The 14,899-nt window shown below is 58.0% G+C and carries 12 protein-coding genes; 2 read left to right on the top strand and 10 right to left on the bottom strand.

The window, feature by feature from the left end:
* Nucleotides 1-17: 17 nt before the first annotated feature.
* The 10 genes from moaA to hemN form a co-directional block, all read right to left on the bottom strand.
* On the bottom strand, nucleotides 18-1,007 hold the full coding sequence (gene moaA, locus QT231_RS00650; protein WP_308335034.1) for a GTP 3',8-cyclase MoaA: 990 nt from the start codon (nucleotides 1,005-1,007) through the stop codon (nucleotides 18-20).
* On the bottom strand, nucleotides 1,004-1,411 hold the full coding sequence (locus tag QT231_RS00645; protein WP_308335033.1) for a putative zinc-binding protein: 408 nt from the start codon (nucleotides 1,409-1,411) through the stop codon (nucleotides 1,004-1,006). The genes moaA and QT231_RS00645 overlap by 4 nt, the downstream gene beginning before the upstream one ends.
* Nucleotides 1,412-1,464: 53 nt before the next feature.
* The gene (gene glp, locus QT231_RS00640; RefSeq protein WP_308335032.1) at nucleotides 1,465-2,727 is read right to left on the bottom strand and encodes a gephyrin-like molybdotransferase Glp; all 1,263 of its coding nucleotides are present in this window, start codon (nucleotides 2,725-2,727) and stop codon (nucleotides 1,465-1,467) included.
* On the bottom strand, nucleotides 2,724-3,302 hold the full coding sequence (gene moaB / locus QT231_RS00635; RefSeq protein WP_308335031.1) for a molybdenum cofactor biosynthesis protein B: 579 nt from the start codon (nucleotides 3,300-3,302) through the stop codon (nucleotides 2,724-2,726). The genes glp and moaB overlap by 4 nt, the downstream gene beginning before the upstream one ends.
* A gap of 48 nt (nucleotides 3,303-3,350) precedes the next feature.
* Nucleotides 3,351-4,172, bottom strand: coding sequence for a peptidylprolyl isomerase (locus QT231_RS00630; RefSeq protein WP_308335030.1), 822 nt, complete (start codon nucleotides 4,170-4,172; stop codon nucleotides 3,351-3,353).
* A 39-nt stretch (nucleotides 4,173-4,211) separates the two neighbouring features.
* Nucleotides 4,212-4,904 (bottom strand): respiratory nitrate reductase subunit gamma, encoded by a 693-nt coding sequence (narI, locus tag QT231_RS00625; RefSeq protein ID WP_308335029.1) that lies wholly within the window; start codon nucleotides 4,902-4,904, stop codon nucleotides 4,212-4,214.
* A 10-nt stretch (nucleotides 4,905-4,914) separates the two neighbouring features.
* Nucleotides 4,915-5,718, bottom strand: a complete 804-nt coding sequence (gene narJ / locus QT231_RS00620; RefSeq protein WP_308335028.1) for a nitrate reductase molybdenum cofactor assembly chaperone — start codon at nucleotides 5,716-5,718, stop codon at nucleotides 4,915-4,917.
* Nucleotides 5,711-7,273 carry a nitrate reductase subunit beta gene (narH, locus tag QT231_RS00615; protein ID WP_308335027.1) on the bottom strand — a complete coding sequence of 521 codons (1,563 nt, stop codon included), beginning with the start codon at nucleotides 7,271-7,273 and terminating at the stop codon, nucleotides 5,711-5,713. Before narH ends, narJ begins: the two co-directional genes overlap by 8 nt.
* Nucleotides 7,270-11,052, bottom strand: coding sequence for a nitrate reductase subunit alpha (locus QT231_RS00610; protein ID WP_308335026.1), 3,783 nt, complete (start codon nucleotides 11,050-11,052; stop codon nucleotides 7,270-7,272). Before QT231_RS00610 ends, narH begins: the two co-directional genes overlap by 4 nt.
* Nucleotides 11,053-11,225: 173 nt before the next feature.
* The gene (hemN, locus tag QT231_RS00605; RefSeq protein WP_308335025.1) at nucleotides 11,226-12,611 is read right to left on the bottom strand and encodes an oxygen-independent coproporphyrinogen III oxidase; all 1,386 of its coding nucleotides are present in this window, start codon (nucleotides 12,609-12,611) and stop codon (nucleotides 11,226-11,228) included.
* Nucleotides 12,612-12,825: 214 nt separating this feature from the next.
* Between hemN and QT231_RS00600 the strand changes: the two genes are divergently transcribed.
* Together QT231_RS00600 and QT231_RS00595 are read left to right on the top strand one after the other, a co-directional pair.
* A complete protein-coding gene (locus QT231_RS00600; RefSeq protein ID WP_308335024.1) occupies nucleotides 12,826-13,821 on the top strand; it encodes a peptidase U32 family protein in 996 nt (331 codons plus the stop codon).
* 9 nt (nucleotides 13,822-13,830) lie between these two features.
* Nucleotides 13,831-14,772: a U32 family peptidase gene (locus QT231_RS00595; RefSeq protein ID WP_308335023.1), complete on the top strand. Its 942-nt coding sequence runs from the start codon at nucleotides 13,831-13,833 to the stop codon at nucleotides 14,770-14,772.
* Nucleotides 14,773-14,899: the final 127 nt, after the last annotated feature.

Below are 14,899 nucleotides of genomic sequence, written 5' to 3'. Positions count from 1 at the left end.
GCATTGACTGAATCGTATTACCCACCTGTTGCGTTCATAAACCTCACTATTTGAACATCCCCATCCGTGGTGAAGTGGTGCCGTTCTGGTTTTTTCTGCATTGCCGCCACAATGCTGGTTTTAAGCCGCTGGGTATCCCCCGGATAACGGCGCATGACGGCACGTAAATCTACCGAGTGCTCATTGCCCAGGCAAAGGAGTAGCCGCCCTTCCGCCGTAACCCGAACACGATTACAAGCGCCACAGAAATTGTGGCTATGGGGGGAGATAAACCCAATGCGCGACTGGCTGTCCGCCATGCGGTAATAACGGGATGGCCCCAAGGTGGTCTCGGTAGTGGGTAAGAGTTGATAATGTTGCGCTATGGTCTCACGCACCGTATCGGTGGAAAGAAAGGTTTCACCACGATTATGCTCGCTAATCGCGCCTAGCGGCATTTCTTCGATAAAACTGATATCCACGCCCTCAACCCGGGCAAAGTTCACCAGGTCGAGGATTTCGTCATCATTACGCCCCTTGAGTAATACGGCGTTAAGTTTGATGGAATCAAAACCCGCTTGGCGAGCTGCGCGAATACCCGCGATCACTTGACTAAGGTCGCCCGTACGGGTCAAGGCATTAAAGCGCTCTGGTTTGAGCGAATCGAGGCTAATATTGAGCCGATTAAGCCCGCCTTGTCGCAAAGCGCTGGCATGTTTGACCAGCCCAGAGCCGTTGGTGGTCATGGCCAGTTCGCCCAGGCCTGCCAATTTACCGAGTTTTTCCACTAACGTTAGCACCCCTTGGCGTACTAACGGCTCACCACCGGTCAGGCGGATTTTCTCTACGCCCAACTCGACGAATGCTTGCGACAGCGCGGCTATCTCCTCGAGGGTAAGCAGTTGGGCACGCGGCAGAAAGGTCATCTCCTCCGCCATGCAATACACACAGCGAAAATCACAGCGGTCAGTCACCGAGATGCGCAGGTAACGTACCGTCCGGCCATAGCCATCGACTAACTTACTCATTCTGCGGGCTCCTCAACCTGGGAGCTGGCATTAACAGGCAGCCGGGCAATGAGCCCTTTCACCTCTGCGGTGACGTCGGAGATGGTTTGCTCATCATAAAATTGGCCTCGCCGCTTGCGGAGTCCATTCTCATACAGTTTTACGTGCTCAGTGGGAATCACACCCGCCTTGGAGAGACAGTGGCTGGCACAGTGCATCTGACAGCCATCAATAGCCACAATAGGACGCCCGGAACGGGCAATGCGCACCAGGCCCGGCACGCCGCCCCCGACACCGGCAATACAGGACATTTCTGCTGCTCCTGCATGATCCAGGCGAAGGGCTACACTATTGGCAAGTTGCGCCACATCAGAGCAGCCGGAGCAGGCATAAATCAGTGTGCGAGGTTTGTGATGTGAAGACATACCCTCTCCTATAGAAACAGACGTCATCAGCGGCCACTGACTAAAAAATCTCTTCAAACGGCGAACTGATTGATGGGGTAGTAGTGGTAGGTACTCCCTTCCGCCACGTCGGTATCAGGATGTACCATTAAATAGCCGTGGGCCTGGCTCGCCGCACTGAGCATATGCGAGCCCTGCCCACCCGCTAGTTGCGCAACCGGATGCCCCTTTGACCATTCAAGCACCACCCTTAACAGTTCGCAGCGCCCCCGGGGGCCACGCTGAGCAAAGCCAGCTTTTATCGGGTAACGCTGAAGTGCCGCTACCGCTTTACCTTGCATGGCATGAAAAAACGCCAGCGCCAGCAGTTGCCAACCGACTAGTGAAGCCACGGGGTTGCCCGGCAGCGCGATTAACGGAATGGAAGAGGAAGGCGCCGCGCCTAGATAGCCGAACGCAAAGGGCTTTCCTGGTTTCATGGCGACCCCATGAAAATGTAGCCCGCCGCGCTGCTCTATTACCGGACGCACGTGATCCTCCTCACCTACCGAAACGCCTCCGCTGCACACCACCACATCCGCAACGGCTTGTGCGTGTTCAAAGGCCTGATGCAGTGAATGCGGTGAATCCGCGATGACGCCCAGATCCAGCACATCGCACTGCGCTTGCGCGAGCAGCACGTTAAGCATGGCGCGATTGCTGTCGTACACCTGCCCTGGTGATCGCGCCGTGCCTGGGGCAATCAGCTCATCGCCGGTTGAGAGCAGCGCCACCCGCAGGCGCCGTTTGACGGACACCGTGTTAATTCCATGACTTGCCAGCAGCGCAATGGATGCAGCATCAAGAGACTCACCTTTAGCAAGTAGCGGGGTGCCCATGCGGGTCTCCTCGCCTTGACGGCGAATATTAGCGCCTGCGGACAGCTTACCTTCAAGATGGATATGCCCGCGCTGATCAAGGGTGGCCCGCTCTTGCGGTACCACGATATCAGCCCCCACCGGCACCGGAGCGCCGGTAAAAATACGCGCGCAGCCCCCTTCAGGAAGCAGCAATACCCCTGCCCCCGCAGGTACGCGCTGAAGAACCGGCAAACCAGCCCTATCAGGTACGGCCTGGTAGTCAGCTAGACGCAGCGCATAGCCATCCATAGCGCTGTTATCCACCCCCGGCATATCGAGAGGCGCGACAACCGTCTCTGCCAATACCCGCCCCGCCGCCTGTTCAAGGGTGACATTTTCTACTGCATTGATGGGCGTGGCTGCGTCAATAAGCCGTTGGCGTGCCTCAAACAGATCTAATAAGCCGGGGGTTACTAAGTCAGCGCATTGACAGTTCATAAGCGCTCCACCTCACTGGAAAGGCTCGCTACGTGACGTCCGCTGCACGGGGTCACTGAAGGGAGCACCATGGCGGCAAAGTTACAGGGACGAGTGCGGGCGTCCAATTGCAAAGAGATAATTCTGTCCCACGCTAAGGCACACGCCTTAGGCGAGCCAGGCATCGCAAACACCATCGTTTGGTTGGCCACCCCCGCTACAGCGCGGGACTGAATCGTTGCAGTGCCGATCGTCTTCAGGGAGTAGTGCCGAAATAGCTCCCCATACCCCTCAATCGCTTTGTCAAACAGCGGCAACAGCGCTTCGGGAGTGGTATCCCGGGTAGTAAAACCAGTGCCGCCATTAACCAGAATCGCGTGGATATCTGTTCGCGCAATCCACTCCGAGACCACGGCGCGAACCTGGTAGATATCATCAACAACGATGCGCCTCTCCACCAGGACATGGCCGCTTTCATTTAGATGTTTAACCAGCAGGTCACCGCTGCCATCTTCATCGAATCCACGCGTATCGGAAACCGTTAGCACCGCGATGCCAAGCGGAGCGAAAAGTGCATCTACAGGAACATGGGACATCAACCCTCTCCTCTTAGCCTTACTGTTGCATCAAGCTATTGCCTCAAGCTATTGCATCAAACTGCCGCCAGCATCGTCGTCCAGGACAATTCCTTCGACGCCTATGTCGCTCTGTAACGCCAGTAAATAGTGGCGCAACGCCCGTCGAGTTGCCTGTTCCCGTAGGCTATGGCGCACTCGGTCGATGACCTGATCGAAAGGTAACGCCCGGCCTTCACGGCGCTCGTCAATACTCACCACGTGCCAGCCATAGCGAGACGCCAAAGGGCGCTCGTGTAGACCTTCCGGCAAGTGCTGCAAAGCGCGGTCAAGCTCCGCAACGGTCTGCCCCGTCACTAGCCAGCCCAAATCACCATCCAGCTCTTTGGAAGGACACGCGGAGTGGTGTTGAGCAAATTCGGCAAACCGTTCGGGTATTTGATTAAGCTGTTCGAGTAGCTTTTCGCCAAGCTGGTACGCTTCGTCGCGCCCCAAGGAGTCATCCGGCGCTGCGGCGAGCAGAATATGCCGAACGCGTAACTGGGTCGGTTCGCTGAAACGCTCACGGTGGGTGTCAAAAAAGCGGCGGCAGTCTGCCTCTCCCGGCTCAGGCACCTCAAGCTCCTGTTCGAGCAAAGCAGCAATCGCCGCATCCTCTTGCGCTTCGGTAGCTTCCTGCATCGACAGTAGGCCCAGAGCGTTAGCCCGCTGGCGCAGCAGCTCTCTGACCACCAACGCACGAGCCGCCTGAAGCTGAGCCTCCCCCGCCGTTTCGGCGGGGTGATACTGCATCTCTAATGCAATCGTTTCCTCATCGATACTGGCGTCGCCGACACGTATTGGGGGCGGAGCAACTCCCCCAGGTAGCTGTTCGATATCAATCATCTGCATGTTATTTCTCCTCTGAGCATGGGCGAGAAAGCATCAGTTTCAGCCACGACGGCGAACAAGCTGATAACGCCGGGTAACATAGCCAAACGGCGCGCTCCACACATGCACCAGCCGCGAAAATGGAAACAGCAGGATGATGGTCAGGCCGATAAAGATATGCAGTTTGTAGATCCACGACACTTCCTGCATATAGTCCGCCGCGCCGCCGCTGAAGAAGACGATGGACTGCGCCCAGCTGGAGAGGGTCAACATCATCTCACCGTCCATATGGCCCAACGAGAAGATGATGGTCACCATGCCAAGGCACGCCTGCAGGACAATCAAGCCCAGGATCAAGGTATCCATCATGCTCGACGACGCCTTTACACGTGGGTTGGCAAGACGCCGATAGAGCAACATGGCACCGCCCACCACGCACATGGCGCCAGCAATACCGCCCACCACGATGGCCACTAACTGTTTAGTACCGGCGTGCAGGAACGGTTCATAAACCCAGTGCGGTGTGAGCATGCCCACAAGGTGGCCAAAGAAAATCACAATGATACCGATATGGAACAGGTTGCTGCCCAGTCGCATGTGCTTGGATGACAGCATCTGGCTGGAACCGGTCTTCCAGGTGTACTGACCATGATCAAAACGCAGCAGACTACCCAGCAGGAACACCGTGCCAGCGAGATAGGGGTAGTAACCGTAGATCAGATGGGTTAAGTAATGCGCAATCGCGTCATTCATAGCGGTTCTCCTATTGACGATTGGCAGAAGGGGATGGCGAGGTGGCCGTCATAATGCGAACAGCCTCGCTCTTAACGGAATTTTTACGCTCAGCAAGACGACGGCCTTCAGCAGACTGCAGCGCGCAATCTTCGTCGGAGGTTGCCGAGAAGCGCACGGCCTCTTCTTCCCATACGGCGTCCAAGGCTTCGGGGGTGTTGTCAGGCACTTCTTTTTTGACCTGGGGCCGATGCTCCTCCACATCGCCCTCGGCCCCAATTAATGCCAGTAGTGACAGCGGCACCAGGGCGTGATCCGCTCCCCGCTCTTCCAACCGAGCGGTGAGCAGCGCCAGGATATGGCGTATTTCACCCAGCCAGCGGCCGATCTCGGCTTCGTCGCACATGGAAAGGTACTCAAGGAACACCGGTAGATGATCGGGCAGTTCGCGGGCATCCAGCTCGAAACCGGCCGCGCTGTACTCAGCCATGAGATCCACCATGGCCTGACCACGGTCACGGGATTCACCATGAACGTGCTCGAACAGTAGCAGCGAGGTAGCTCGTCCCTTATCGAACAGCGCCACATACTCGGCCTGCAGCTCAAGCAGGTCGCCCTCTTGAAGACGCTGACACCACTCCATTAGCGACGATTTGAGAGCCGCCCCCAGGCGGCGCTCGGCATTGAGAATTTCGATGAGTTCGCCGCAGGCGTCCTGCAGTTCCTGGGTCGGGTAATCGAGCAGGCGGGCCAGTACGCGTAGGCTACGCATGCCCTGCAGCGGCTCGAACAACGGCTCTACCGGGGTAGGCGATTGGATAGCGGCTTCAGTCATGACGCGACTCCTCAAGTTGTGGCTGCGGGTCGAAGACCTCTACCGGTTTTACCAAAACGCTGGTCTGCTTACGGCCATTAAACAGGTTGGGCTGGCTCTCACCGTGGCACCCATCACCAAAGGTAAAGCCGCATCCACCCCGTTCGGGGAAGGCTTCGGTGGCCATTTCACGGTGGCTGGTAGGGATCACGAAACGATCCTCATAGTTGGCAATCGCCAGGTAGCGATACATCTCCTCTACCTGAGCGACGCTCAACCCCACCGCATCGAGCACTTCGGCATTGGCGGCGCCCTCCACGTGCTTGCCGCGCATATAGACCCGCATTGCCATTAAGCGCTTGAGCGCCAACACCACGGGTTCCTCTTCGCCAGCGGTCAGCAGGTTGGCCAGGTATTTCACCGGGATACGTAGCGACTCAATCTTGGGCAGGACGCCGTCAAACTCCACATGTCCGGCCTCGGCGGCGGATTGAATCGGCGATAGCGGCGGCACGTACCACACCATCGGCAGCGTGCGGTATTCCGGGTGCAGCGGCAGCGCCAGCCCCCAGTCGATCGCCATCTTGTAGACCGGAGAGGCCTGGGCCGCCTTGATGACGTTATCCTGAATACCATCCCGCTTGGCCTGGGCAATCACCTCCGGATCGTTGGGATCAAGGAAGATCTCGCGCTGGCGATGGTAGAGGTCACGTTCGTCGGGAGAGCTTGCCACTTCCTCGATGCGATCAGCGTCATACAGCAGTACGCCCAGATAGCGAATGCGGCCCACGCAAGTCTCGGAGCAGATGGTCGGCTGACCGGCCTCGATACGCGGGTAGCAGAAGATGCACTTCTCGGATTTACCGCTTTTCCAGTTGTAGTAAATCTTCTTGTAGGGACAGCCGGAGATGCACATTCGCCAGCCGCGGCACTTGTCCTGGTCGATGAGAACGATGCCATCCTCTTCCCGCTTGTAGATCGCGCCGCTGGGGCAGGACGCCACACAGGTGGGGTTCAAGCAATGCTCGCAGAGGCGCGGCAGATACATCATGAAGGTATGTTCGAACTGGCCGTAAATATCCGCCTGCACCTTGTCGAAATTGGCGTCTTTGCGCCGCTTGGCGAACTCGGTGCCGAGGATCTCTTCCCAGTTGGGGCCCCATTCGATCTTTTTCATGCGCTGGCCGGAGATCAGCGAGCGGGGACGCGCCACCGGCTGGTGCTCACCAATCTTGGCGGTATGCAGGTGCTGGTAGTCGAAAGTGAACGGCTCGTAGTAGTCGTCCATCTCGGGCAGGTCGGGGTTGGCGAAGATATTCGCCAGCACCCGCCATTTGCCACCAATGCGCGGTTCAATCCGGCCGTCGTTACGGCGCATCCAGCCGCCCTTCCACTTGGCCTGGTTCTCCCACTCTTTGGGATAGCCGATGCCGGGCTTGGTCTCGACGTTGTTGAACCAGGCGTACTCCATGCCTTCACGACTAGTCCAGACATTTTTGCAGGTCACCGAACAGGTGTGGCAACCGATACACTTGTCAAGGTTGAGAACCATGCCTACCTGGGAACGAATCTTCATTTCACGGCCTCCTGAACGCTGTCATTGCCTTCACCATCCAGCCAGTCAACGTGTTTCATCTTGCGCACCAACACGAACTCATCGCGGTTTGAGCCGACGGTGCCGTAGTAATTAAAACTGTAAGAGAGCTGCGCGTAGCCGCCGATCATATGGGTAGGCTTGGGGCAGACACGGGTGACCGAGTTGTGAATCCCGCCCCGAGTGCCGGTGACCTCAGAGCCAGGCACGTTCACATTGCGCTCCTGAGCGTGGTACATCATCACCATGCCCGCCTTGACCCGCTGGCTGACCACAGCCCGCGCGGCAATCGAGCCGTTGGCGTTGTAGACCTCGATCCAGTCGTTGTCCTCGATATCGATCTCTGCGGCATCCGCCTCGGAGAGCCACACCACCGGGCCACCGCGATTGAGCGTCAACATCAGCAGGTTGTCCGAGTAGGTGGAGTGAATGCCCCACTTCTGGTGCGGTGTTAGGAAGTTCAGCGCTTTGCTCTTAAAGCCATTGTCGGCGGGCAGTGTAAAGCCCTTGGCCGCCTTGGTATCGATGGGTGGGCGATAGACCAGCAGGCTTTCACCAAACGCGCGCATCCAGGCGTGATCCTGATAGAACTGCTGACGCCCACTCACGGTGCGCCAGGGAATCAGCTCGTGAACGTTGGTATAACCGGCGTTATAGGAGACGTGCTCATCCTCAAGGCCAGACCAGGTCGGGCTGGAGATGATCTTGCGCGGCTGGGCGACGATATCGCGGAAGCGGATTTTCTCTTCGTGCTTGGGCCTCGCCAGGTGTGTGTGATCACGCCCGGTAATCTTGGAGAGTGCATCCCACGCTTTTACTGCCACGGCGCCGTTGGTTTCCGGGGCCAGGGTCAGAATCATTTCGGCGGCATCAATAGCGCTGTCGATCAACGGGCGGCCTTTATGCGGGCCATCCAACTTACGATGGTTGAGTTTGCCCAGCAGCTCCACTTCAGCATCGGTATTCCAGGCGATGCCCTTGCCACCGTTGCCGATACTTTCCAGCAGCGGCCCCACGGAGGTGAAACGCTCGTAGGTTTCGGGGTAGTTGCGCTTAACCTCAATCAGCGCTGGCATGGTTTTGCCGGGAATCGGCGCACATTCGCCCTTCTTCCAATCCATCACCGCCGGTTGGGCCAACTCCCCTGGCGAGTCGTGCTGCATCGGCAGCGTGACCAGATCGGTCTCTTCGCCCAGGTGGCCTACACATACCTTGGAGAAAGCTTTGGCAATACCTTTGTAAATATCCCAGTCGCTGCGCGACTCCCAAGCCGGATCGGTGGCGGCGGTCAGCGGGTGAATAAAGGGGTGCATGTCAGAAGTGTTAAGGTCGTCCTTCTCATACCAGGTCGCCGTAGGCAGCACGATATCCGAGTAGAGGCAGGTGGTGGACATGCGGAAGTCCAGCGTCACCAGCAGGTCGAGCTTGCCTTCCGGCGCCTCGTCACGCCATACGACCTCTTCGGGCTTCTGGCCGCCGAAGTCGCCCAGGTCTTTGCCCTGGATGCCGTGGCGAGTCCCCAACAGGTACTTGAGCATGTACTCATGGCCCTTACCGGAGCTGCCCAACAGATTGGAGCGCCAGATGAACATATTGCGCGGGAAGTTCTCTGGCGCGTCCGGGTCTTCCGCGGCAAAGCGCAGTTCACCACTCTTAAGCTGCTGAACCGCATAGTCGGCGGTCGAGAGGCCCGCCGCTGCGGCTTTTTTGGCCAGGCGCAGCGGATTGGTATCCAGTTGGGGTGCTGACGGCAGCCAGCCCATACGCTCGGCGCGCACGTTAAAGTCGATCAGACTACCGGGGTACTCCTCGGCCTTGACCAGCGGCGAGAGGATCTCCTTGATCTCGAGCTTCTCGTAGCGCCACTGGGAGGAGTGGTTATAGAAGAACGAGGTAGAGTTCATGTGGCGAGGTGGGCGCTGCCAGTCAAGACCAAAGGCCAGCGGCGTCCAGCCTGTTTGCGGGCGCAGTTTTTCCTGACCTACATAGTGGGCCCAGCCGCCTCCGCTTTGACCGATACAGCCGCACATCACCAGCATGTTAATCAGGCCGCGGTAGTTCATGTCCATGTGGTACCAGTGGTTCATACCGGCACCCACGATGATCATGCTACGACCGTTGGTCTTATGGGCATTATCGGCGAACTCCCGGGCAATGCGGGTGCACTGCTCTGCTGGGACGCCGGTGATTTTCTCCTGCCACGCGGGGGTGTAGGGACGAATCTGATCAAACGAGGTCGCGCCGTCGTCTTCGCCGTCGCCGACAAAGCCACGGTCGATACCGTAGTTGGCACACATCAGATCAAAAACGGTGACGGCAAACATTTCACTGCCATCGGCTCTCTTAAGCCGTTTGGCGGGCAAATTGTGGAACAGTAGGTCATCGGCGGCGCCAACACCGGCCCCTTTGACGTGTTCAAAGTGCTCGTGCTCGATACCACCAAAGTAAGGGAACGCTACGCGCGCGACGCTATCGTGGTGATTGACCAAACTGAGTAACGGTTTGATTTCAGTGCCTGCGGCGTCCAGCGACTCCAGGTTCCACTTGCCCACTTCGTCGCCGGTTTCGCCCCAGCGGAAACCGATGGAACCACGCGGCACCACCAGTTGGTCTCGGGTTTCGTCCCAAGCGACGGTTTTCCACTCAGGGTTGTTCTCCTGACCCAGGGCGGCATCGAAATCGCTGGCCCGCAGCTGGCGACCCGGTGCGAAGCTGCCATCTTCACGCACTTCCAGTTCCACCAGGAACGGCATGTCGGTATAGCGGCGCACGTAATCGGTGAAGTACGCACTGGGGTTTTCAAGGTGGAATTCCTTGAGGATGACGTGGCCCATGGCCATCGCCAGAGCAGCGTCGGTGCCCTGCTTGGCAGACAGCCACTCGTCGGTAAGCTTGGAGACCTCCGCGTAGTCCGGGGTAATCGAGACGGTCTTGGTGCCTTTGTAGCGCACTTCGGTGAAGAAGTGAGCATCCGGGGTACGCGTCTGGGGCACGTTGGAGCCCCAGGCGATAATGTAGCCGGAGTTGTACCAGTCAGCGGACTCGGGAACGTCGGTCTGTTCGCCCCAGGTCATCGGTGAGGCCGGCGGCAGATCGCAGTACCAGTCGTAGAAGCTCATGCAGACGCCGCCAATCAGCGACAGATAGCGGCTGCCTGCGGCGTAGCTGACCATCGACATGGCAGGAATCGGCGAGAAGCCGAGAATACGGTCGGGGCCATACTGCTTGGCGGTGTAGACATTTGATGCCGCGACCAGCTCGTTGAGCTCGTCCCAATCACCGCGAACAAAGCCGCCCATACCACGGGCACGTTTGTACTGCTTGGTCTTGGCGGGGTCTTCGACAATCGACGCCCATGCGTCGACCGGGTCAGGATGCGCCTTCAGCGCTTCGCGCCACAGGGCCAGCAGCGGCTTGCGGACTAATGGATACTTCAGACGGTTGGCACTGTACAGGTACCAGGAGTAGCTGGCACCGCGTGGGCAGCCACGCGGCTCATGATTGGGTAGATCAGGACGTGTGCGGGGATAGTCCGTCTGCTGGGTTTCCCAGGTAACCAAACCGTTCTTAACGTAGATCTTCCAGCTACAGGAGCCGGTACAGTTCACACCATGGGTGCTGCGTACCACTTTGTCGTGTTGCCAGCGGGCACGATAACTATCTTCCCACTGGCGGGATTCGCTGCGTAGTTCGCCGTGTTCGTTGGCAAAAGGCTCGCGGGACTTGCGGAAGAAATTCAGCCGATCTATGAAGTGACTCATGGTCGATCTCCAGGCTCCTCGGAAATTTGCATACCCGTCAGGCGGGTTCCATGGAGTGGATTCTGCGCGATCGAACAGCGGATTACTGCGTGATTACCTCCATATACACCCTGTCTACCCACAAGGTGATAGAGCGGCCAGCGCAAAGGAATAGACGCTTGGCGCTCTTACCATCACACCGTGCGTGAGTAGCGATTTTCCGTTGGTTTCAGGTAGGCATCGAACGCCATGGCCAGGTTACGGATCATCAGCCGTCCCGAAGGCAGCACCTCGATTTCATGGTCGCGTAACGCAATCAAACCATCTTCCGCCATCTCTTCCAGGCTCGCTAAGGCGCTAGCAAAATAGCTGTGAAAGTTAATATTGTGGCGGGCCTCGATGGCGGCAAATGCGAGGCGACCGTGACACATCAGGGTGTTGATGACGTCACGGCGTAACCTGTCGTCATCGCTCAAGCGATAGCCACGGAAGACCGGCAAGCGGCCTTCATCCAGGCGATGCTGGTACTGTGCCGTCTCCTTAACATTCTGGCTATAGGTATCCCCTACTTTTCCGATAGAGGTGATACCCAGCCCGATCATGTCGCAGTCGGCGTGGGTCGAATACCCCTGGAAGTTGCGCTGCAGGGTGCCATTTTCACGGGCCAGACTCAGCTCATCGTTGGGTAGCGCGAAATGATCCATGCCGATGTAGACATATCCTGCGGCCGTCAGACGGTTAATCGTTAGCTCCAGCAACTCCAGCTTGCGCTCGGGGGGTGGCATATCCTCAGGGCGAATCAGCCGCTGCGCCTTGAACAGTTCAGGCAGGTGGGCGTAGCTATAGGCGGCAATGCGATCCGGCTGCAGGTCAATAATCTTGGTTAGCGTGGTATCGAAACTCGCTACTGTCTGCAACGGCAGACCATAGATCAGATCAACGCTGACCGAATCAAACCCTGTCTCACGGGCGGCCTTCACCAGGGATACCACCTGCTCTTCGCTCTGGACGCGATTGACCGCTTGCTGCACGTCGTGATCGAAATCCTGGACACCGAAGCTCAACCGATTGAACCCCAGCGCGTATAGTTCATGCACCTGGTCGGGTGTCACGGTGCGCGGGTCTACCTCCAGCGAAAACTCACGCTCTTCAGGCGCGGCGAAGTGGAAGGCTTCGTCCAGTGCCGCCATCAGTTCACTTAGCTGGGCGTTGCTTAAGTAGGTCGGGGTGCCTCCGCCCAGGTGCAGCTGGGTCATTCGCCGGGTGGTATCGAACAGCGCGCCCTGAACAAATATCTCCTGTTTTAACCACTGGAGGTATTCAGCGGCCCGTTCGGTGTTGTGGGTGATGATCTTGTTGCACGCGCAGTAATAGCACAGGCTTTTGCAGAAAGGGATATGCACATAGACCGATAGCGGCTTGGGCTCTGCGGCCCGATTACTGCGCTCCGCGGCGCTACGGTAATCATCCTCGGCAAAAGCGGCATGAAACTGCGGCGCCGTCGGGTAGGAGGTATAACGCGGCCCCGGCCGGTCATATTTTTCTACCAGGGGGCGATTGAAAAGTAGTTCATCTTGCATGATCGGAAAAGGCCTCTAAGGAAGGGCTAGGGAAGCAGGTAAAGTAAGAAGCGGTTAACATTCATACAGTATACGTTTTAAAATCGCCTGCACCCAGCTTGCCTTCTCTGCTGCGCTACCCACTTTTGAAAGCCACCCCATTATGACCTGAGTCAAAAGGCGACAAGAAATAGGTGACTAAACTGCTCGGATTTTCCCCGCAAGGAGTCTCGCTATGGAGCTTGTATGTCCCGCTGGCAACCTGCCCGCCCTGAAGCGTGCCGTCAATGAAGGTGCCGACGCCGTCTATTTCGGTTTCCAGAATGTCACCAATGCCCGCCAGTTCGCGGGACTCAATTTTACCGACAAACGCGCCCGGGAAGGAATCGATTACGCCCACCAGCATGGCAAGCGCGTCTTTTGTGCCATCAACACCTACCCCCAGCCCGATGGCTGGCAACAGTGGACCCAAGCCGTCGATCAAGCCGCTGAATTAGGCGTGGATGCACTGATTCTTGCGGACATGGGGCTCTTGGATTACGCCGCCCGCGTCCATCCCGATGTCGCTCGTCACCTCTCGGTACAGGGCTCCGCCACCAGCCATGAGGCGCTGCGCTTTTATCATGAACATTTTGGCATCAAGCGCGCGGTGCTCCCCCGCGTGTTGTCGATCACTCAGGTTCGCGATCTTGCCAGGCAGACCCCGGTCGAGCTTGAAGTGTTTGCATTTGGAAGCCTGTGCATCATGGCCGAAGGGCGCTGCTACCTCTCCTCCTACCTCACCGGCGACTCGCCCAATACTCGTGGGGTCTGCTCTCCGGCAGCCCATGTTCGTTGGGAGGAGACTCCGCAGGGCTTGGAGTCGCGCCTTAATGATGTGCTTATCGACCGCTACGCCGAAGGCGAGCGGGCAGGCTACCCGACTCTGTGCAAGGGGCGGTTTGAGGTCGCGGGCGAGACGTATCATGCCATCGAAGAACCCACCAGCCTCAACACGCTTGAACTGTTGCCGGAGCTGCGCGACCTGGGCATCAGCGCGGTCAAGATTGAAGGCCGCCAGCGCAGCCCTGCCTATGTTTCGACGGTCGCTGGCATCTGGCGTCGGGCGCTTAACCACCTAGCGGCTGAGCCTGAGCGCTTTCATCCAGACGCTGCCTGGATGTCCGGCCTTGCCGAGCTTTCTGAAGGCGCCATCACCACCCTGGGCGCCTATGAACGGCGCTGGAAATAGGAGCTAGAAATGTCGAGCACCACACTGCCCCAACAACCAATCCCGACCACCGATTCCCTACAGCTCTCCCTGGGGCCGGTACTGTTTTACTGGACGCGGGAGCGCTACGAGTCGTTCTACCGTGAGGCAGCCGACTGGCCGGTAGAAATTATTACCCTGGGCGAAACCGTTTGCTCCCGGCGTCGCGACATGAAGCTGGACGACTGGCTGGGCATTGGGCGCGAGCTTGCCCAGGCGGGTAAGCAGGTTGTACTCCCCAGCCAGACACTAATCGAGTCTGAGGCCGACCTGCGTGACCTGCGCAAACTATGCGATAACGGTGACTTTATTGTCGAGGCCAACGACCAGAGCGCCCTTCAGCGTCTCACCAGCGCCGGGTTGCCGTTCATCGCTGGTGCCGCGCTCAACCTCTACAATACCGCCACCCTAGGAGTCATGGCACGTGTCGGCATGCAACGCTGGCAAGCGCCGGTGGAAATGGCGCAGCAAGCGTTAGCGCAGCTTATTAACGACTGCCACCAGGAGGGCGTGCCCCACCCTTGCGAAGTATTCGCCTATGGGCACCTGCCGCTGGCCTGGTCATCACGCTGTTTTACCGCTCGACGCCATCAAACGCCTAAGGATCGCTGCAAATTCGTCTGCCAAAAATACCCCGAAGGCTTGGTGCTGCGTTCACAGGAATCCCGCGATGTTTTCACCCTGAACGGTATTCAGACCCTTTCGAGTGCCTGTCAGGATCTCCGCCATGAGCTCACCGCAATGGCAGAGATGGGCGTTTCAGTAGCGCGTCTCAGCCCACGAGCGGAAGGCATGGCCGACGTGGTCAATGCCTTCGATCAGGCCCGGCATGGCAGGCTGCCTCCTCCCGATCCGCTGACTTTGGTGGAGGCTGAATTCTGCGACGGCTATTGGCACGGCCGCCCGGGTATGGATAACAGCCGCACTGCATAGACGCAGAAACAGAGGCAGGCGAAAAAATAAGCGCTTCCGCTTCGCCCTATTCTTATCCACCTAATTCTGATCTGGATCATTTTCTGAAAATCCTGAACGCTTACCCTATACACAACATGTAGTGTTT

Origin of the sequence: Halomonas sp. SpR1, from assembly GCF_031010175.1 — a bacterium.
Classification (GTDB): domain Bacteria; phylum Pseudomonadota; class Gammaproteobacteria; order Pseudomonadales; family Halomonadaceae; genus Vreelandella.
Note: the sequence above shows the minus strand (reverse complement) of the source record. Positions and strands in the feature narration are given on the sequence as shown.

Excerpts from the sequence above, each read along its gene's own strand:
- moaA (WP_308335034.1), bottom strand. The coding sequence starts at position 1,007 with ATGAGTAAGTTAGTCGATGGCTATGGCCGGACGGTACGTTACCTGCGC.
- QT231_RS00645 (WP_308335033.1), bottom strand. The coding sequence starts at position 1,411 with ATGTCTTCACATCACAAACCTCGCACACTGATTTATGCCTGCTCCGGC.
- glp (WP_308335032.1), bottom strand. The coding sequence starts at position 2,727 with ATGAACTGTCAATGCGCTGACTTAGTAACCCCCGGCTTATTAGATCTG.
- moaB (WP_308335031.1), bottom strand. The coding sequence starts at position 3,302 with ATGTCCCATGTTCCTGTAGATGCACTTTTCGCTCCGCTTGGCATCGCG.
- QT231_RS00630 (WP_308335030.1), bottom strand. The coding sequence starts at position 4,172 with ATGCAGATGATTGATATCGAACAGCTACCTGGGGGAGTTGCTCCGCCC.
- narI (WP_308335029.1), bottom strand. The coding sequence starts at position 4,904 with ATGAATGACGCGATTGCGCATTACTTAACCCATCTGATCTACGGTTAC.
- narJ (WP_308335028.1), bottom strand. The coding sequence starts at position 5,718 with ATGACTGAAGCCGCTATCCAATCGCCTACCCCGGTAGAGCCGTTGTTC.
- narH (WP_308335027.1), bottom strand. The coding sequence starts at position 7,273 with ATGAAGATTCGTTCCCAGGTAGGCATGGTTCTCAACCTTGACAAGTGT.
- QT231_RS00610 (WP_308335026.1), bottom strand. The coding sequence starts at position 11,052 with ATGAGTCACTTCATAGATCGGCTGAATTTCTTCCGCAAGTCCCGCGAG.
- hemN (WP_308335025.1), bottom strand. The coding sequence starts at position 12,611 with ATGCAAGATGAACTACTTTTCAATCGCCCCCTGGTAGAAAAATATGAC.
- QT231_RS00600 (WP_308335024.1), top strand. The coding sequence starts at position 12,826 with ATGGAGCTTGTATGTCCCGCTGGCAACCTGCCCGCCCTGAAGCGTGCC.
- QT231_RS00595 (WP_308335023.1), top strand. The coding sequence starts at position 13,831 with ATGTCGAGCACCACACTGCCCCAACAACCAATCCCGACCACCGATTCC.